16 protein-coding genes are annotated in these 18,677 nt (G+C 56.6%); 6 read left to right on the top strand and 10 right to left on the bottom strand.

The window, feature by feature from the left end; translation table 11 throughout:
- Positions 1-88: 88 nt before the first annotated feature.
- Both F3J29_RS06600 and F3J29_RS06595 read right to left on the bottom strand, forming a co-directional pair.
- Positions 89-748, bottom strand: coding sequence for a DUF1345 domain-containing protein (locus F3J29_RS06600; RefSeq protein ID WP_166864063.1), 660 nt, complete (start codon positions 746-748; stop codon positions 89-91).
- Positions 749-1,035: 287 nt separating this feature from the next.
- The gene (locus tag F3J29_RS06595) at positions 1,036-2,346 is read right to left on the bottom strand and encodes a serine hydrolase domain-containing protein (protein ID WP_166864060.1); all 1,311 of its coding nucleotides are present in this window, start codon (positions 2,344-2,346) and stop codon (positions 1,036-1,038) included.
- Between the two features lie 142 nt (positions 2,347-2,488).
- On the opposite strand from F3J29_RS06595, the gene F3J29_RS06590 reads away from it, so the two are divergent.
- Both F3J29_RS06590 and F3J29_RS06585 read left to right on the top strand, forming a co-directional pair.
- Positions 2,489-3,400 carry a LysR family transcriptional regulator gene (locus F3J29_RS06590; RefSeq protein WP_166864057.1) on the top strand — a complete coding sequence of 304 codons (912 nt, stop codon included), beginning with the start codon at positions 2,489-2,491 and terminating at the stop codon, positions 3,398-3,400.
- A 428-nt stretch (positions 3,401-3,828) separates the two neighbouring features.
- A complete protein-coding gene (locus F3J29_RS06585; RefSeq protein WP_166864054.1) occupies positions 3,829-4,362 on the top strand; it encodes a hypothetical protein in 534 nt (177 codons plus the stop codon).
- An 85-nt stretch (positions 4,363-4,447) separates the two neighbouring features.
- Here F3J29_RS06585 and F3J29_RS06580 read toward each other — a convergent pair whose 3' ends face one another.
- Positions 4,448-5,047, bottom strand: a complete 600-nt coding sequence (locus tag F3J29_RS06580; RefSeq protein WP_166864051.1) for a helix-turn-helix domain-containing protein — start codon at positions 5,045-5,047, stop codon at positions 4,448-4,450.
- A gap of 247 nt (positions 5,048-5,294) precedes the next feature.
- Between F3J29_RS06580 and F3J29_RS06575 the strand changes: the two genes are divergently transcribed.
- Both F3J29_RS06575 and F3J29_RS06570 read left to right on the top strand, forming a co-directional pair.
- Entirely contained in the window at positions 5,295-5,921 is a 627-nt protein-coding gene (locus F3J29_RS06575; RefSeq protein ID WP_166864047.1) for a response regulator, read from the top strand.
- 82 nt (positions 5,922-6,003) lie between these two features.
- Complete coding sequence (locus F3J29_RS06570) at positions 6,004-9,528, top strand: ATP-binding protein (protein ID WP_286175178.1); 3,525 nt, start codon at positions 6,004-6,006, stop codon at positions 9,526-9,528.
- Positions 9,529-9,558: 30 nt separating this feature from the next.
- Here the strand turns inward: F3J29_RS06570 and F3J29_RS06565 are convergent, their stop codons facing one another.
- From F3J29_RS06565 to F3J29_RS06535, 7 genes are read right to left on the bottom strand one after another with little or no spacing between them, the layout of a single operon-like run.
- Positions 9,559-10,698, bottom strand: a complete 1,140-nt coding sequence (locus F3J29_RS06565) for a hypothetical protein (protein WP_166864043.1) — start codon at positions 10,696-10,698, stop codon at positions 9,559-9,561.
- A gap of 14 nt (positions 10,699-10,712) precedes the next feature.
- Entirely contained in the window at positions 10,713-13,280 is a 2,568-nt protein-coding gene (locus F3J29_RS06560; protein WP_166864041.1) for a fimbria/pilus outer membrane usher protein, read from the bottom strand.
- Between the two features lie 32 nt (positions 13,281-13,312).
- Positions 13,313-14,068: a fimbrial biogenesis chaperone gene (locus F3J29_RS06555; RefSeq protein WP_166864038.1), complete on the bottom strand. Its 756-nt coding sequence runs from the start codon at positions 14,066-14,068 to the stop codon at positions 13,313-13,315.
- Positions 14,065-14,787 carry a fimbrial biogenesis chaperone gene (locus F3J29_RS06550; RefSeq protein WP_166864035.1) on the bottom strand — a complete coding sequence of 241 codons (723 nt, stop codon included), beginning with the start codon at positions 14,785-14,787 and terminating at the stop codon, positions 14,065-14,067. Before F3J29_RS06550 ends, F3J29_RS06555 begins: the two co-directional genes overlap by 4 nt.
- A 4-nt stretch (positions 14,788-14,791) precedes the next feature.
- On the bottom strand, positions 14,792-15,355 hold the full coding sequence (locus F3J29_RS06545; RefSeq protein WP_166864032.1) for a fimbrial protein: 564 nt from the start codon (positions 15,353-15,355) through the stop codon (positions 14,792-14,794).
- Complete coding sequence (locus F3J29_RS06540) at positions 15,330-16,031, bottom strand: fimbrial biogenesis chaperone (protein ID WP_166864030.1); 702 nt, start codon at positions 16,029-16,031, stop codon at positions 15,330-15,332. The genes F3J29_RS06545 and F3J29_RS06540 overlap by 26 nt, the downstream gene beginning before the upstream one ends.
- A gap of 55 nt (positions 16,032-16,086) precedes the next feature.
- Positions 16,087-16,635, bottom strand: coding sequence for a fimbrial protein (locus tag F3J29_RS06535; protein WP_166864027.1), 549 nt, complete (start codon positions 16,633-16,635; stop codon positions 16,087-16,089).
- A 464-nt stretch (positions 16,636-17,099) separates the two neighbouring features.
- On the opposite strand from F3J29_RS06535, the gene F3J29_RS06530 reads away from it, so the two are divergent.
- Both F3J29_RS06530 and F3J29_RS06525 read left to right on the top strand, forming a co-directional pair.
- Positions 17,100-18,236: a polysaccharide export protein gene (locus tag F3J29_RS06530; RefSeq protein ID WP_166864023.1), complete on the top strand. Its 1,137-nt coding sequence runs from the start codon at positions 17,100-17,102 to the stop codon at positions 18,234-18,236.
- The gene (locus F3J29_RS06525; RefSeq protein WP_166864020.1) at positions 18,230-18,670 is read left to right on the top strand and encodes an arsenate reductase/protein-tyrosine-phosphatase family protein; all 441 of its coding nucleotides are present in this window, start codon (positions 18,230-18,232) and stop codon (positions 18,668-18,670) included. Before F3J29_RS06530 ends, F3J29_RS06525 begins: the two co-directional genes overlap by 7 nt.
- The last annotated feature ends 7 nt before the right edge of the window (positions 18,671-18,677 follow it).

Below are 18,677 nucleotides of genomic sequence, written 5' to 3'. Positions count from 1 at the left end.
TCGTGTTTCACCTTTACACTCAGCGTCACTGGTTAAATTATAGCCTGTTTTGTGGGCTGTTCATGCGATGACCGCCGGTCCCGGCTTATTAACTCAACAACCCAGCGCCCACGTTAACGGAAAGCCCCAGAATCGCCAGGTTGAAGATAAAAGAAATAACTGACTGCAGCAGGGTTATTTTACGCATGCCGGTTGTGCCGGTTGCCACATCGGCCGTTTGTGCGGCCACGGCGATGGTGAAAGAGTAATACAGGAAATCCCAGTAATCCGGATCTTTCGGTTTATCAGGAAAGATCATCGGGGTGATCTCTTTGCTGCGATGCAAATAATGCTGATGGGCGTAGTGCATCGCGAAGACGCTGGGCAGCAAGATCCAGGAGACCAGCAGCGTCATGGCCGTCAGAACAATATGCAGCGCGAGCGGCGGGCCGGACAGCGACCGCAGCGACGGCAGTTCGCTCAGAATTGCCACAATGCTGGCCAGGCAGGCAAAGATCATCAGACTTAACACGAGCGCCGCGCTTTGGTCCTGTATTCTGGCTATTCGTGGAATATCGCTGACTTCCGTGCGCAGCATCCGTGCCCAGATAAAAATCAGATAAAGCCAGGCTAAAACATTCCAGCCGATCAACAGCCGCTGCAGCGTGCCAAGCTGAGCGGGAAGGGCGAAGTAACAAACGACGCCGGCAGCCACTGAAATCAATAACCGAAGGCGGGCGAACAGGTGAGTCCTTAACGAAAAGCTCATGGGGTGATTTATTCGATGAGAATTAGATAAGTTAACTGTAGACGAGGCTAAAGCCATGATGGTCTGCAAGGGCTGATAAGTAGCGATTTCTTGACCATCCATTTGCATTACCTGCGTGAATTCAGACGCACTGGGATGCTGTCAAAAAAGGAATACGGCTTAGACAATCTTCACTTAGCCAACTGAAAAGATGTTGGGCGGTATCCTTTCCCTCCAGAGGATACCCTTATCCCTCACTGAAAACGCCAGAGCTTAAGGTACATTTCTGGCGTGGTTATCTCCGATGATTAATGCAATGCCTTCGCAATAGCGCTGAACATCAGCGAAGCTTCCAGCGGCTGGGCGCTGAACGACGGTTCCGCCTGCGGCCAGGTTGACCACTGGACGATCACCAGATTTTCCGCACGGTTGACCATGATCATCTGCCCATAAATCCCCAGCGCCCACATGGAGCCTTTCAGCGAATCCTGCGGCGTTGGTTCCACGTTTTTAGCGTTGGCAGGCACTTCGTTATTCCACCACTGATAGCCATACAGCCCCTGTGGATGCGCCGCAGAGACGGAGTTTTTCGCTCTGTTCCAGTCGGCCGACTGGGCAACCCAGTTCTCCGGCAGAATCTGCTTACCGTTCGGCAGGCGGCCATTGTTCAGTACGAATTCGCCGAAACGTCCCCAATCTTCCAGCGTGGCGTTAAAGCCGTGTGCGCCAACATCATGCTGGTTTTTGGTATAGGCATGCCATACACCATCGTTTGCCATACCGTACGGCCGCCAGATATTGTTCTCAAGGTAGGTAGCAAGCGTCATACCCGTTGCACGCTCCAGCACATCGCCCAGCAGCCATGCACCGCCGGAGGAGTAAGACCACACTTCACCCGCTGGGTGGGCGCGTTTCAGACCAGAAACCAGCGAGCGGACGCAGTCATAGGTACCCGCGTGCGCTTCACACTGCGTGAGTTTGGCGAAGTCAGACTGCGGATTGGCGTAATCTTCATTCCACGCCACGCCAGAGGTGTGTTGAATCAACTGTTTCAGCGTCACGCCGTTCCAGGCGGTGCCTTTCAAATCAGGTTCATACTGCGTGACCAGATCGTCCATTGAGTGGATTTTTCCCTCTTTTAAGGCCACACCCACGAGTGTAGACACCACCGATTTCCCTACAGAACGAGAGGTCCAGAGTGTGGTGTCGGTATTGCCTTCACCAAGATATTTCCAGGCAACTTTACCGTCCTTCAGTACCAGCATACCGCTGACGTTCTGGCGTTTAATATAATCCTGTAGCGTCCACAGTTTGCCGTTGACCTGATAGCGAGCCTGCGTCAGTGGTTTTTCAGCCATCGCTAACGGCACGGATTTGCCGTGGTGGAAAACATCGCCCTGATAATTACGGTAATCGTTACGAAAACCGATAACACGCTCGGCTTGATCCCAGCTCAGCATCGTTTTGGTATCGGGAAGTTTTGCATCAAAAGGGGCCGGGCAGGCGGTGAGTTCGGTGCCTTCACAAGCCGCCATTACGGGAGAGGAGAGGAATGCACCAGCCACCAGACCTGCCAGAAGGCAGTACTTTGCAGGCAAGGATTTATGTTTATTAATCATAGCGTTCTCTATTTAAGTTAAACCCATAGACATGTTGTCCCGGCGGGATGACGGGATGGATGCAGTATAAAAATGACGGCACTATAATAAAAAACGCGTAATGGGGGATAATCCCCCATAAACACGGCAAAAGGAGCCCAACGTGCCGTCATTGTCTTACTCTTTTTCTCAACTTGAAGCCTTCACTGCCGTTGCGGAACACGGCAGTCTGATGAAAGCTGCGATGAAGCTGGAGAAAGATCGCACCACGCTGCGCGATCTTATCGATCTGCTGGAAGATAGCTTTGGCTACCCGCTGTTTGCCCGCCAGGGGCGATCGCTGCAGCTGACAGCAGAAGGCGAACAGCTTCATCGCCAGGCGCACCTGCTGTTGCGTCAGGCAAGAGCATTCGATCAGTTTGCTCGTCGGGTGCCGTCAACGGAGGTTCAGGAGCTGGGCGTCGCCTACGACCCCTTTACACCCCGCCGTTTTTTGAAGGCATTAATTACGCGGATGGCGACGCGGGGGATCCGTCTGAGTCTGAGATGCACCTCGCGCGCGGAAGGCGAAAAAGCGCTGGCGAGCGGGGAGGTCGATCTGGGCTTCTTTCAGGCCAACAATCACAGCGTCGGCAGCGACATGGAGTGGCGTGCGCTCGGGGCCATCGACATGGATTTTTACGCCGCAGAGCCGCTGTTTGAAGAGGCCAAACGTCCGTGTTCACTGCTTGACCTTTCTTTGACGCCACAGGTGGTGATGCACTCCACAAGCGACGTACCAATGGCGCGGCGGCTGCAAATCTCCGGGAATATCATTGTGGCCAATGAGCTTGAAATGCTGCGTAGCCTGATGGAAGCCGGGTGTGGATGGGGATTTTTACCGACTCATTTTGAGGCGGTGCGTTGGAAAAATGTTATGGCTATTCCCACGGTGGTGGGCAATGAAGGTATTAGCCAGACTATGGTGACGATTTGGCGGCCTGGGAGCGAAAAGCGGATGCTGATCGATGATTCGCTGACCTGGTTATCTGCGCTGTGGCGAAAGGTGAGCACGCACAAGGAGTGCGACGTGTAACTTTGAATGGTTCCGGCATCTGAGCCAGGCTCAGCGCTTAACGGTAAAGCAGTACCTAACGTAAGAAAAGGGAGGTATCTCAAAAATCACAATATGCTGATTGCCGTGGCGGCACCACAGAACCACCAAGTAATAGACCCATGGATTGAATTTAACTCTTTTGCGACTGTCGGTTCATGAACTTGACGTTCTAATTTCATGATAAATGTCACGTTTTTCTTTAGGTCTGCTTATCGCTCGCAGCGGACCTTCAGCTCAGGTATCGACGGAAGAGACCCTCCGGAAATTAGTAGTTATGGCAGTAACCTGTTGATTTACATAACGCAAAGAGTATTGTACTGCCGCCATGGTAGGGAAGGATATGTTCCCTAATATTGACTGAAAATATTCTCATTTTTTCTGAAACAGTGGGATCAGGATATAAAATAATGAAGTTGAGTCTCAAGAAATGTGTGATTACCGTTATCGCCGTCTGCTCACTTACGGCTTGTGCCACCATTGATAAATCAAAAATGTACGCGGGAAGCGATGCATCAGCGATATATCTGTATGACGATAACACTCACCAAAATGCGCTTGTCACCTATATTCGTAACGATAAAGACAAGTGCTATGAAAAAGTAAATGACGAGCAGCTGACCATCCTGAGATGGTTTTGGAAGAGTGAAACACTTGGTATGAATAAATTCACGTTAAAACCGGGGAAGACATATGCCTTACGATCTGTCCGCGCTGATATCTCGGGGACGACATATATACAATCTGTGGCATTTATCCCGGAAGCCAATAAAAGCTATTACCTTCGCTATGATCGTGTACTTGAGATCCCCAATAATGCGGATGCAGAGTATTTGAACAAACTTTATACCAAGAGGCCGGGGGAAGAAATCAGTCTACCTCAGGCTAAAGGCTGGCCTATTAAAAATAATACCTGTAGTAATTTCCTGACCGGCAGTCTGTAGTGAAGGACGGTCAAGCCGTACAAGGATGTGCGGCGTATTATCCGATCAGATGAATACTGACGTCATCCAACTTTCTCCGACCCGTTTATGCAGACAAAATCTGATTAATGCTTTTCAGCCCGGCTCTGCGTAGCGCGGTATGTTTATAGCGGCTAACCGACCGATAGGGGATCCCCATGTTACGCGCGATGAGCGCTAACCGCTCGCCGTTGAGCAGCGCGCCGAGAATATAGCGTTCTTCCGGGAGGTAAAATCGGGCATTTCTGCGGATGTTTCCACTGGATGGATTAACCAGGGCTTGCCGAAGGACGCCGGTCAGCTTGCGCAGCGGCATGCTTTTATCGATCACGGCATAAAACCCGGCCGTTTGTAGCGCCCGGCTCAGGGCCACTGATTCGGCGTCCGTGAGCAAAACATACCTGCACGATGGATAATAAGGCATGTTCAGCAGCTGCGGCAGAACATTGGCCCGAGGGTCAATGCCGCAAATCACCATATCTGGTTTCGATTCAATCATCGTTTCCAGGAAGTGTGGCAGAGTCTGGGGAGTGCCAATCACCTGGCTCTCTAATTCGCTTTCGCACAGTCTGGCCAGACCGAGAGCGGCATACCCGCAGGGGGCGAAGATTAAAACGCGCGGGTTACTTTTCGCGGTAGCCATACCTTCGGCTATATTTTTTTCCATAAGCTATTTCCAGCCAAATTAGCCGCTCTAAGGCGAGCGGGAATATAAGTTCTTACAGGGTAATGAGGAAAAGATTAGGGCTGTATCAGTCGGCGCTGGATTGCGCGTAGGAATAAGATAGAAAGGGTGTAGGGAAAGTATGACAGTGTCGGCAATTGCTTAGGCGTGAAACTCCTATTACACTGATAATTAAAGCGAACTGACAACGTGACTTTGGCTTTTCTTCCCCAGCCCAACAGGATAATAAATGAAAAACGTACTGATTGTTGATGACCATCCTGTCGCCAGGCTGGCGGTAAGAATGGTACTGGAGAAGGAAAACCTGACCGTTATTGCCGAAACTGATGATGGCCTGCAGGCCATTCAGCTGGTCAGGAAAAATACCCCGGATTTGGTGATCGTCGATATTGATATTCCCTCTGTCAACGGCATTGACGTGGTGCAGAGAATGCGCCGCGACGGATTTAGCGGCGGGATCCTCGTACTCACCGGCAAAGAGGGCGATCACTACATTCGCCGCTGTGCCAGCGCCGGCGCGGACGGGTTTGTCAGCAAAAAGAATAATCTTTCCGAACTCAGCGACGCCGTGCGCGCGATCCGCAGCGGCTATGGCTATTTCCCCCGGCATCTGGCCAGGAGCGATGTTGTCGCCGGTGATGCGGCGGCAGATAAAGACAAACTGGGCGAGCTGTCGGCGAAGGAGCTGGATGTCCTGCGCCATTTGGCTAAAGGCGTGAAGGTGGTCGATATTGCCCGCCAGATGAACATCAGCGACAAAACCGTGAGTACCTATAAAAGCCGCCTGATGGCCAAGCTCGGCCTGAAAACGATGATCGAACTGTACGATTTTACCCAAAAACATAACCTGGACTGACGCCGTGATGCGCGCCTTGCTGCTTTGCTGTTTTTTATTGAGCTTGCCTCTGGGCGCCCTGCGGGCGGAAGAGCCGAAGTCAATGACCCTTCATAGTCGGGAAACCGTCGCCCCGCTGAAATTCACGCTGAGCGACAGCGACTGGCGCTGGTTAGGGGAAAAGCGCCTCGTCAATATCGCCATTTATCAGCCCGCCACCCCGCCTTTTAACATGTCTCCGGACGAGCAGACCTACGAAGGCATCTCCGCCGACTACGTGCTGCTGGTGATGCGCTACCTGGGCGTGCGGTTTCAAATCCTGAATTACGCCAGCCGTGATGCGGCGCTGGAGGCCGTGCGCCAGGGCAAGGTGGATATGCTGGTGGATGACGGCGTCGGGCAGATAACTGCCCCGCAAGGGCTGGCGTACAGTCAGCCGTTTATTCCCGATCGCCCGGTGCTGGTTTCGCGCCAGGCGGACATTGCCGCGCCGGTCAAGCTGTCAAAAGGGGCTCGCATTGCGGTGGCAGAAGGCTGCCTGTGTGAAGCCTGGGTCAAACAGCGGTACCCGGGCGTCACTGTAACGGCATTCCCGTCGGCGCCAAACGGCATGTCTTCGGTGGCCTTCGGCGAAAATGATTACTACATCGGCGGATTTACCCTGTCGAGCTTCCTGATAGAGCGTAACTTCATCAACACCCTGTCCATCGTCGATATTCTGCCCGACCGAAACAACGGCGCGCGCTTTATTTTCAAACAGGACAACAGCGTGCTGATGCGGGCGGTCAATACCGTGCTGGGGGCGCTTACGCCGGTGGAGCACAAGGTTATATTCCGCCACTGGAGTCAGGGGCCAAACCTGTGGCTGTTTGAATCCACGCTGCCGCTGAGCGAGCGCGAGACGCAGTGGCTGGCGCAGAACAAAGATCTGCGCGTGGTGATCAATCCGCTGGACGCGCCGTTTACTCAGCTAAATGCCCGGCAAGAGTTTCAGGGCATTGCCGCGGACGTGCTGCGGCTAATCCATCTGCGAACCGGGCTGAACTTCACCGCCGTGGCGGCAGACAACATGCCGGATATGCTGGCCACAGTGGCAAAGCACAGGGCCAGCCTGTTCGCCGCCGTGAGCTTCAGCCAGGATCGCGATAAACAGCTGCTGATGACGCGCCCCTATGTGCAGCCGGAATTCGTGCTGGTCGTCAAAGAGAGTCCCGCCGCTCCGGCTAACATTAGCGGAGCCAAAACGGTGGCCATCACGCCGGACAACGTGCTGCGCGGGCAGCTTGAAAAGCAGTACCCGCAAATACACTTCATCGACGCGAAGAGCGCCAGCGTGGCGATGAAAATGGTGGCCGACGGCAAGGCTGATGGGGCGGTGCATAACCTGATCGGCGCCCGCTACATGATTGAAAATGTCTTCCCCGGCCAGCTCAAAATTGCGGCAAGGGTCGCCGATAAACCCGCGTTGATTGGTTTTGCCGTCGGGCGCGACAGCCCTGAGCTTTACTCGATTTTGAACAAGGCGCTGGCGGATATTCCGCCACGGGATATTTCTCTTATCGTCAATAAATGGCAGACGACGCCCAACGTTAAGCTGGATACCTGGTCTGAGTACCGGCACGAATTCTACTGGCTGGCCGCCATCTTCTCGGCGCTGGTGCTCACCTCGCTGGTATGGGTGTATTACCTGCAGCGCGCCAACCGCTCGCGCAAAGAGGCTCAGGCCCGGCTGCAGGAGCAGGCCACGTTTCTGGCAACGCTGTTTAACGGCACGGCGGTGCCGGTGTACGTCATCGGGCGAGATGGCCGCATTATCAACAGCAATGCCGCGTTTGCACGCTTTTTTGACCGCATACCGGGTAACCTTCTGCAGCAGCCGCTGAGCGAGGATAAACACCCGCTGGCTGCGGTCTGGCAGCAGCTTGAGCCGGGGCTCGATTCTCCCGAAGGGCTGGCGGCGTCGCCCCAGCGTTTTCTGGTCAATAACGGCGCTGAAGCGCGGGCTATCCTGCACCAGGCCGTGGCCTTTCGGGATAAAAACCAGCGTGTCGCCGGGCTGATATGCAGCTGGCAGGATATGACGGAACACGATCGGCTGCTGATGGAAACCTCCCGCTCCCGCGAACAGGCGGAGCAGGCCAACCGCAGTAAAAGCACCTTCCTTGCCACCATGAGCCATGAAATCCGCACCCCAATTGCCGCCATTATTGGTCTACTGGAGCTGGCGGTTACCAGCAAAGGGCCGCGGGAGAACGAGGCCGAAGCCGTGCGCGTGGCTTACGAATCAGCCCAGTCGTTGCTGGGCCTGATTGGCGATATTCTCGATATGGCGAAAATCGAGTCCGGCAAACTTGAGCTTACCCCGGAATGGGTCCGGTTTGATTCTCTGGCCGCGCCGATTGTCAGGGTGTTTGAGGGCCTGGCGCGACAGAAAGGGCTCCAGCTAAGCTGCCATGTCGATCCGCTCCATCCCGATGAAATTTGGATAGATCCGATGCGCCTGCGGCAGATCCTGTCCAATCTCGTCAGCAACGCGATTAAGTTTACGCCTCAGGGTTCGGTGGCCGTGCAGGTCAGCTGCCCGGCTGATGGCGGCGAGGGGCAGCTGGTCTTCTCCGTGTCGGACACCGGCATCGGCATTCCTCAGCCGGAACAGGCCACCATTTTTGACCCTTACGTCCAGTCAGAAGAGGGAAAAAAACAGAGCGGCACCGGCCTCGGGCTGGCTATCTGCCAGCAGCTGGTCACCATGATGGGCGGGACCATTACCCTGCACAGCCAGGCCGGGAAGGGCACGCGGATCGAAGTTTGCGTGCCGGTTCACTCCCGGGACGGCGAAGAGGTGCAGGCCGGTGAGAATGAGGCGCAGGTCAGCGCTCTGCCGCCGCTTAATATTCTGACGGTGGACGATCACCCGGCCAACCGCCTGCTGTTAAAACAGCAGCTTCTGCGCCTGGGGCACCGGGTCACCGAGGCTGAAAACGGGGCGCAGGCGCTGGAACTTTACCAGGCCGGGGAATTTGAACTGGCGATCACCGACTGCAGTATGCCGGTCATGGACGGCCTGGAGCTCACCCGCCGCCTCCGGGCCGGGCAGCGCAGCCCGCTGGTTATTCTTGGCCTGACAGCCAACGCTCAGCCGGAAGAGCGCAAACGCTGCATAGAGGCCGGGATGGATGACTGCCTGTTCAAACCGCTCCGGCTCCCGCAGCTTGAAGCGGTGTTAAACCGCATTCCCCGGCAGGAAACCAGTGCCCAGGTCGAGGATCTCGAGCTGGAGACGCTGGTGGATTTACCGGCGCTAAGGGCGCTGGCCAGTCATGACGCAGAGCTGCTCCGTGGGTTACTCAAAGCAACTTATGATGAAAACCAGCGTGACGCCGGTCGCGCCCGGCAGCAGCTGGATCGGGGTGACCTGGAGGGGCTGGCGCAGAGCCTGCACCGCCTGGCGGGCAGCGCCCGGATCGTCGGGGCGAACGATGTGGCCGAGGCGTGCCACGCCCTGGAACAGCGATGTGCGGAAGAACCCGAGCGCGAAGCGATAAACGCAGGGTTTGCAGAGATGACCCAAAAACTTAGCACTCTGAACCGGGCGATTGCCCGGTTTATCGGCATCGAAGTGGCGTAACGGTTCTTTGTTGGCTCGTTACGCCAACAGTTAATTGAAGGTCACCAGCAGCTCGGCGGAGGCTTTGATCTCTCCTGTCTGTAATTTGTCGCCGCCGGAGCAAAGCCGCCACGTCATCTTATTGGGGAAGCGTTTGATGGTGTCGGTCGCACCCATTATGCCTATATCTAGTGGCGTGGTATCAAATTTCACGCCATTCGCTGTACCGCAGAAGCCTTCCGGCTCGCCGGATAAAGTCCCGGTCAGATAGGCACCGTTAGGATCGCCGAAAGCCAGTTTATTGATTTCTGACGTTTTATACAGGCCGCTAAGCGCGTTAAAGCGGACCTCTATATTGGTGTCTTCGGTGTCCACATCCTGAGTGCAGTCCACATTAAAGTTCACCGTTTGTACCTTTAGCTCTGCGTCACGGTTTATATTCCGCGGCACATCACCAAAATTAATATCTCTGGGGGTATCAATATTGCACTCTAACGTGGAAATGCGCAGCGTGGTACCCGGCGGGAACCAGGGTTCCCTTAAATTCCCTGTGCCTCCCCACGTGTATGAGGCGGCATAGATTTGCGGGAATGGGATCCCTCGCTGCTGGGATTGATTTCCGTCAGCCACAATGACCCAATGTCCATCAAATTGAATGTGGCGGGCGCGGCTGGGATCAAGAATATCGGTTCCATAATCATAGGAGTAAAGCGTAAAGCACCACTGCCGAGGGGATCTTTTATCGCGTACCAACGGCAATACCTGAGTCTGTGATAAGCCTGCGCCGTCAATTTGGGCGGAACCGCCCTCTGTCGTAAAACTCCCGGAAATATTGCCATTGCCGCCACCAAAGGCGGCCGAGCGTGGCCAGTCAGAGTAAAAACTTATGCGGGGAGCAATGCCCACGCCAGGGGCGATTTCTAACGCTAATACCCCGGCGATTTCTTTGAGTCGGCTGGCTTCTATGCACTCCCCGGCCTGGTCGGAAAGTGAGGCGTACCCGTGGGGTGAAACGCTGGTTCCTTCATTCAGGTCGCCGTAAAGTGAGATCCCCCGCTGAAAACCAGCCCATAAAATTCCGGAGCCTTTGCCAATGGTGATGGTGTCTTTGGCCTGTGCGGTGGGCGCGTCAGAGAGCAAAAGCGCTGCCGCAACAAGAACCAGGGGGTTAATCCGTAATCGTTTCATCATCTGTCATTATCTCGTTACTGGCAGACAGCCGTCAGGCTGCGGACCGGGTTCGCCGCGGAAGGCTGCTGGTTTTTAAGGTTAAAGCTGGCCCGGCACTGCTGGGTCGCCTGCTGGCCCCATTTCAGTAACAGGCTGCCTTGTTCCGGCAGGCCGCTCATATAGACCTGCCCGGCGTCGCCGACGATGCCGGTAATCGGTTCACCTTCGGCGGTGTTAACCAGCGTGGCCGTGGTGCCAAAGGGCACCGCTGCGCCCGCGTGCTGCAGGGTGATTAACGCCTGGTAGCCCAGGCGGGTATTGAACTTTGACATGACTACCGCCCCTTTGGTGGGGTAGACGGTATTGCTGGAGTGGGTGAGGTCGACATCATCGGGCAGCGTCGACGGGTCGAGGCTGATGTTGTTCGCCTGATAGTCAGATAAATAAGGCACTACGGCATAGCCGAAGCCGTCAATGGCCGTGCCGCCTACGCCCGCGCGAGTGCCTTCCGCGCCCGGGGCATGGACAATGGCTACCGAACTGCCGAGCGACCGGCTGAGCGTCACGCCGCCCGGATGGATAACCAGGCCGCCGCTGCCGGACAGGTTCAGCGAACGGGTGCCGCTGGTCTGGCTGTAGCCCGCCGATACCGAGCCTTTACTGCCGGACCAGGCGCCGTTTAGCGAGGTACTGTCGCTCTGGGTCCGCTGGTTGCTCCACCCCTGGCGCACGCCCCAGGAGAGGCTGGAGTCCAGCGCGCTGCCGCTCAGGCCGGCCATCTGCTGCACCTGGCCGCTGTTGTTGCGGGTGGTCTGGTAGGTGGCATAGACCCGGTTCAGGGCGGAAGAGGCGTTGAACAGGCTGAAGGGCACCATCATGTTGAAGGCCAGCTGGCGGTTTTCCGGCCAGTTACCGTCGCCGCGGGTTCTGTCGATGGTGTAGGCCAGGCCGTAGCTGACGCCGCGGTAGCTGCCGTTATAGCCGGTGGAGAGCGTATTCATGACCCTGCTTTTGCCCCAGTAGTCGTTGCGGGCGGCCGATACGAACACCGATCCCAGGCCACCCAGCTGCTGGCTCATGTAAAGCTGAAAGGTAGATCGCGCCCGGGCCAGCGCCCACGGCTGGGTCTCTTTTTTCAGCTGATAGCCGAGGCTGTTGTAGTCTGAAAAGCTGTAATAGTCGCTGGTCGAGTAGCGGTAGGCGGCCAGGTCAATGGTGGTGCCAGTGCTGAGCATGCTTTTGGCGTAGCGCAAGCGGTAAGACTCGCCTTTTTGCTGCGCTTCCATACCGGGTATTTTGGCGCGCGAGGCCGTGACGTCAGCCGAGACGGCGCCCAGTTTCCCCAGCGAGACGCCCGCGCCGCTCACCAGCGAGAAATAATCCCGCGCCGTGAGCGCCCCGCCGTAGAGGGTAAAATCATAGGGCAGGCCGACGATGGCGGTGCCCTGCACAAACTCCGCCTCACGCGAGCCCACGGTAATGCCGCCGTTATAGCGGCCCGCGGTCACTTCATATTTTACGCTGCCCGGGCGGCGCATCACCGGCACCGAAGAGATGGCGATCGTCTGGCTGTGAACCGTGCCGTCGGCTTCGGTGACATACAGCGTCAGCTCTCCGGCCTGGCCGGTCTGGTTCAGATCGTCAATACGGAAAGGCCCCGGGGCGACGTAGGTCTGATAGATGATCGAACCGTTTTGCGTCACCGTGACGCGGGCGTTACTTTGTGCGATGCCCTCAATGACCGGCGCAAAGCCGCGCTGCACATAGGGCAGCATTTCATCGGACGAACTTAGCTTTACCCCCCGGAACGGAATGCTGTCGAGCACGTCCCCGGAGGTGCTGCTTTCCCCCGCCAGCAGCTCCGATCGCCATGCCGCAATATCTCGCATCAGATAAGTATTGGAAAAATCCGTGTGTTGGTAACGTTGCCCCGCCTGGCCCGGCGAGGTTTGCACGCTACGTGTCCAGTAGGCGTTGCTGCGCAGCCGCCAGGCGTGCAGGTTGGCGCCCAGACTCGTGCTGGCATACAAATTGGTGTTTTCACTGTCGCCCGGCTGGCTGCTGCGGCTGCCGTTGAGGCTGTAATTAAACAGCAGCGCCGGCACGCCGTGGTCCCACAATTCCGGGTCAACCACGCCGCGCGAACTCGGCTGCATGGCGACCTGCGGAATGCTCAGCTCAAGCTCCAGTTTGGCAAAGTTAAACCGGGCGCTGGCGTGCTCGATCAGATCGCCAATCGGCGGGGTAGCCTTGTCATCCTCAAGGCTGCGAAACACCTCCAGCCCCTGGGTATTCACCCCGACTTCGCGTAAAAAGGCGGGCGTCAGCTGTGGCACCACGCTGCCCTGAGCATCCTCGGCAAAATCAATGGCGTGCTGACCCATGTCGGTGCGGTTAACTTTCACCGTCACAACGTAATTGCCCGGCGGCACCTTGCCCGAGGTTGAGAAAACGCTTAAGTCGATGGACTGCGCGGGCACGCCGTTTAAGGTTAAGAACGCCGGGTCAAAATAGTCCTCGGCGAACGCGGGCGACAGCGGGGCCAGTAGCGCAAGGCTGACCAGCCTTGAGAGCAATTTGGGGCTCGGTTTTTTTTGTTTCATTATTTTGGTTTCCATTGCGTCTTCGGCCCCGGCTAGCCCTGCTTCAGCGGCTCGGTATGCCAGCCGTCTTCATCAATCAGCTGCCACTCAATCTGGCCAGCGGCGCCCTGTGGGAAGCGGTAGGTCTGCTCGCCTTTCGGCGGTACCATCAGCCGGAGCTGCGCTTTATCCAGGGTATTTTTGCCCACGCTCAGGCGGGCAAAGGTCAGCCAGTAGGGCGTGGGGTTTTTGGCAATCAGGGCGTCTCCCTGCCGGGTAAAACTCAGCTTCGCGGCAACATCTTCGATGGCATACTTTTCCAGCCCTTCGGGGCGATAAAAGACCTTCATGCTGTTCACGACCGCCAGCACGACCTTGTTTTCATTCTGTTGTTTTGCGTCCGTTTTTTCGGCAGGAATGGCTTTCATGGCGATAAAAAAGACCGATTCGCGATCCTGAGGCAGCGGCTCCGCATTGCGGCGAATGCGCACGGTCAGCTCGCCGTTGGCCTCCAGGCGTTCCAGCGGCGGGGTGACGATAAAAGGCGCATTAATGTGGCGCGCGTTATGGATATCAATGCTGCCGGTGGTCGGGTCGACCGGACGAATAAAGGATTGCACCAGCCACGACCGGCTGGTTTTGTTGTGCGCCGTGAGCGTGACGCCTTTTTTCTCTGCCGCCGGGTAAACCACGCGGGTGACGTAATAAGTCAGGCCCTTGCCGGCGCGGCCCGGCTCAGCGCTGGCCAATGCAGGCTGTAGCAGAGCGAACAGCGTCAGCAGGCAGGAGAAGGTGTGGCTTATCTTCATGGTAACTCCGTAGGGGCCGCGTCGGCCTTGCAGAGCGGGGCCAGCCCGCCGCGATCGTCCACCGCCTGCCATGTCACATGGCGTGTGGGTCCCGCCGCGTCTAAAACCTGCCTGCCGAAAGGCGGCAGCATCAGCGGGGAGGCGTCGGCCTGGTGGGGTTGACCGTCCAGGGTTAGCGCCCCAAGGGTGATAAAGTAGGGCGAGGGATTACGCACGCTCAGCCCATCCCCGCTACGGGAATAACGCAAATTGCAGACAGGTAATTCATTGTCGAGCTTCAGCTTTGCCGGGCGATAAAGCAGCTTGAGGTTAAAACGCAGGCCCGCCGAGACCTGGGCCGCCGCGTCGCTTTGCTGGCTGGCCGGAATCGCTTTAATTGAGAGATAAAACAGCGACTCCCGATCTTGTTCAGGCGGCTGCTCTTTGCGCAAAACCCGCAGGGTTTGTTCTTTCCCTGCGGCCAGGCGAAACAGCGGCGGGGTGACAATAAACGGCGTGCCGGCGTCATCTCCATCCAGCGCGGTCAGGCTCCGGCTGTGGATAAGCCAGGCTCTGTCGCTGTTGTTTTTGACGATCAGGGTTTGCGTTTTCTCGGCTGCGTTGAACACCAGTCGCGTTTTGGTCAGCGCAATTCCGCCGCCGTCGGCCTGAGCGACCAGCGGCAACAGAAGGCCCGCCACGCCCGAAGCACGGCTTAAAAGACTCAGCAATTTCATCATGACCTCAGGGGTGGTTCAGGGTGAACTCGATGGTGGCGTTAACTTCGCCCAGCGTAGCCGCCCGGCAGTTGGCAGTGGTGCCGCAGATCAGCCCGGCATAAAAGGTCAGGGTCTGATCGGGGACCACCGCGCCGGACGTGTCTAAGGTGACTTTCCCGCCATTGGGTAGTGCCGGATGGCTGTAATCCGGCGGGGTATCGCTTCTCACCAGCATCACGCCGATATTGTTAGCCGTGGAGGTTGCGTCATCGCGAAAGGCCCATTTCCCGAGGTTTTGCCCGTTACCGCTGACGCTGATAAACGGCCTGAGCGAGGTAGAGACATTGCAGTTTGAAATCTGCAGTTCCACTTTTTTGGCGCCAATAAGCCTGGAAGCTATAAGCTCTGCAGGCCGCACCGGATCCAGCAGCAGCTTAGGAATATCAAGTTCAAAATCGCAGCTGCCGGGCACCAGGTTGGCGGAAAAATTGATCACGGTTAACGAGCCGTGGGAAGGATTTAGCCCGGAGAAAGCCAGCAGCAACAGCAGGCCCGCCGACGCTTCAAGGCAGCTTCTGGCTAAACGCATTGTCACCCCCGTGGTCGTCGATAGTTACCCACTTCACCGTGCCCTTCGCAGCAGGCAGCGGCCAGGTATAGCTGGCAAACGGGGCGATCATTTTAGCGTCCGCTTTATCCAGCGGCAGATTTTTCCCCTCCAGGCTGAGATGGGCAAAGCTCACGTGATAGGGCGAGGTATTGGTGACTTTTAAGCCTTGGTTCACTCGGGAGAACTGCAGGTTTTTTTGCGCATCCAGCGCGGTGCCCGGCAAGCCTTTTGGCCGGTAGAACAGCTTGATGCTGTTGCCGATGCCAAAGCGGACCAGATGATTGTCGCTTTCACCGGTGCCCGGTTTGCTACCCGGAATGGCGCTGGCGCGGAAATAGAACACGGATTCACGGTCTGCTGGCAGGGAGGAACTATTCTCCAGAATACGCAGATTATGCTTACTATTCGGCTCCAGACGCACCAGAGGCGGAATCACGGTAAAAGGTGCCGGTTCAGCGTGGGATGACACCCGGCTAACCGCCGACTGCGCCAGCATCGGCGCGGCGCTGCCGTTCCTCAGGGTGACGTTGATACTTCCTGCGCCCTGGGGATATACCAGCCGGGTGGTATTAATCCCAAAGCCTTCAGCCTGAGAGACGGCTGTCACTGAGAGCAAGGCGGTGGCAAGCGATATATGCAGGAAATAACGAGTCATTGAGTTAACCTTTATTGAGCGGCGGGCCAACGGCTCCCGCCAAATATGAGTGGAATCAGTTGTAGTCAAACTGGAAGGTAATTGGCGCGAGAATGCTTCCCTTGGTGGTTGGGTTGTTAATGGCGCTGGTCAGACTAATATCAAAGCTTTTATTGAGCGCTTCTAAATCAGCTTTTGTCGGATTGTCAGTTTCTGAAGTGAAGTCTTTCAGCAGCACTTTATCCCCGGCTTTAACTATTGTTGGGCCGTCTTTTACCAGCGCGCCGATATCTGAGGTTGAAACACTATTAAATACCGCTGAATTACTGGCGGTGGTGGCACCGGTAACAATAAAGTTGGCCACATTTTTGCTGGTCGGCGTGCTGCAGTTTTTTAGAGAAACATCGACCTTTTGAGTATTTACCGGAGTCATTGCCGTGGCTAACTCAGCCGAGGTAAAACTGCCCAACTCCAGCGCCGGTGAACCGAGTACCACGTCACAGGTTGCTGCGGTAATGTTCGCGGTAACTGTCAGAGTGGCGTTCTTGCCCGCGGCCTGAGCCGGAGTCATCGCGGCCATCATCAGCAGAGCGGCAGGGGCCAGAGTGTAGAAAGATTTACGCATATCAAAATTCCTTTATCTTTAATTAAATGTTTTACCGTCACTCAAACCGAGTGAAAGGGGCTGTGTTGTCCGGCGTTAATAATCACTTGCGTAGCCTGGGGCAAACAAAAGCTATTACTGATGGCGGACATCTGCTTTATTCGCAAGGTGATGCTGTCTTGCGTTGAAATATAATAGGGGGCGGTGAATAACAGAAATAGTCAGCGGGCGATGTGTTACCTGTAGTCTCTCCATGGTGATAATGTAGGGGGACGACTACATGGCAAAGGCTTAAATGTTTATGCCTTCTCCAGCGGCGGGTAATAATAGATATTGGCAAACGGATACCTGTCATCCCTTCAGCTAAGGCTGACGCCAATGTCATCCAGGGATTACAAAAGTTAAAGCGGGCGATGATATTAATCGTAGGGCAGCCCGGTGATACTCGATTGAACTGCTCACATTATTATTCGATATTGCCTGAAATGAAAAAACAAGTACGTATTATCCCGACGGCCACCTTATGGATGGCTTTAACCGGCTGCACTCTGGTGCCAGGCCAGACGCTATCGCTGCCCGGCGACCCGGCGTCAGACGCAGAAATTAAGCAGCTTCATCAGCGGGTCAACGTTTATACCCTGACCCCGACGCTAATCGACCGGCTGCGCCCGGCAAAGGTCGCCGCCCGGGTTAATCCCGGGCTGGACAGGCAGCTCAATGAGTATGAATACCGCATCGGAAAAGGTGATGTACTGACGGTGACCGTATGGTCGCATCCGGAACTAACGACGCCGGCGGGCCAGTACCGCAGCGCCAGTGACTCCGGGAACTGGGTTGGCGCGGACGGAACCATTTTTTACCCCTACATTGGCCGCCTCAAAGTGGCGGGAAAAACGCTGGCCCAGGTCCGGGCGCTGATTACCGGCCAGTTGGATAAGGTGATTGAAAGCCCGCAGGTGGACGTCAGCATCGCCGCGTTTCGCTCACAAAAAGTCTATGTTACCGGCGAGGTGGCGCAGTCCGGCCAGCAGCCGCTCACCAATATTCCGCTGACGGTGATGGACGCGGTTAATGCCGCCGGCGGCCTGACGGCGGATGCCGACTGGCACAACGTGGTACTCACCCGCAACGGCCAGGAGAGCCGCCTTTCTCTCCACGCCCTGCTGCAGCGAGGCGATCTGTCGCAAAACCGGATGCTGTCCGCCGGCGATATCCTGTTTATTCCCCGCAATGACGCCCTGAAGGTGTTTGTTATGGGGGAGGTCGGGAAGCAAAGCACGCTGAAGATGGACCGCAGCGGGATGACCCTCACGGAAGCGCTGGGCAACGCCGAAGGGCTGCGCCAGGAGGTGGCCGACGCCAGCGGCATATTCGTTATTCGCCCGCTGAAGCAGGGCGCGGGTGGCAAAATCGCCGACGTTTATCAGCTCAACGCCCGGGACGCGCTGGCGATGACCCTCGGCACCGAATTCTGGCTCGAGCCCTACGATCTGGTCTGGGTCACCACCGCGCCGGTTGCCCGCTGGAATCGGGTGATTTCGCAAATGCTGCCGTCGGTCGTCGGCCTGCGCGATCTGACCGAGACGGGACGCCTGCTGAAGCCCGGAGTGGATAAATGGTGAGATCCGTGCTGGTGATTTGCAGCGGAAACCTTTGCCGCTCGCCGATTGCCGAGCGCTTGTTGCGCCGCGACTGCATCGGGCTTGCCGTCGACTCGGCGGGCACGCTTGAGGTTCCGGCGCATCTGGCCGATCCGCTGGCCGCCAGCCTCTGCTCCGGCAGCGGGCTTACCCTGGCCGGTCACTCGCCGCGAAAGCTCACCGTTGAAATGGCCCGGCAGTATGACCTGCTGCTGGCGATGGAGCCGCACCACATTAGCGAGATAGTCGCCCTTGCGCCCTGGGCCCGGGGGAAAACGCTGCTTTTTGGCCACTGGTCCCGACGCCGGGCGATCCCGGATCCCTGGCGGCGCGGCCCGGCATTTTTTGAACATGTCTTTGGCCTGCTGGAGCAGGATGCCCGGGAGTGGGCGCTCCGGCTCAATTCTCATGAATAAAAGGTAT

It is taken from the genome of Enterobacter sp. Cy-643, from assembly GCF_011752815.1.
Lineage (GTDB): Bacteria > Pseudomonadota > Gammaproteobacteria > Enterobacterales > Enterobacteriaceae > Cedecea.
The sequence above is the reverse complement of the archived record's forward strand: the minus strand, read 5'-3'. Positions and strand labels throughout refer to the sequence as shown.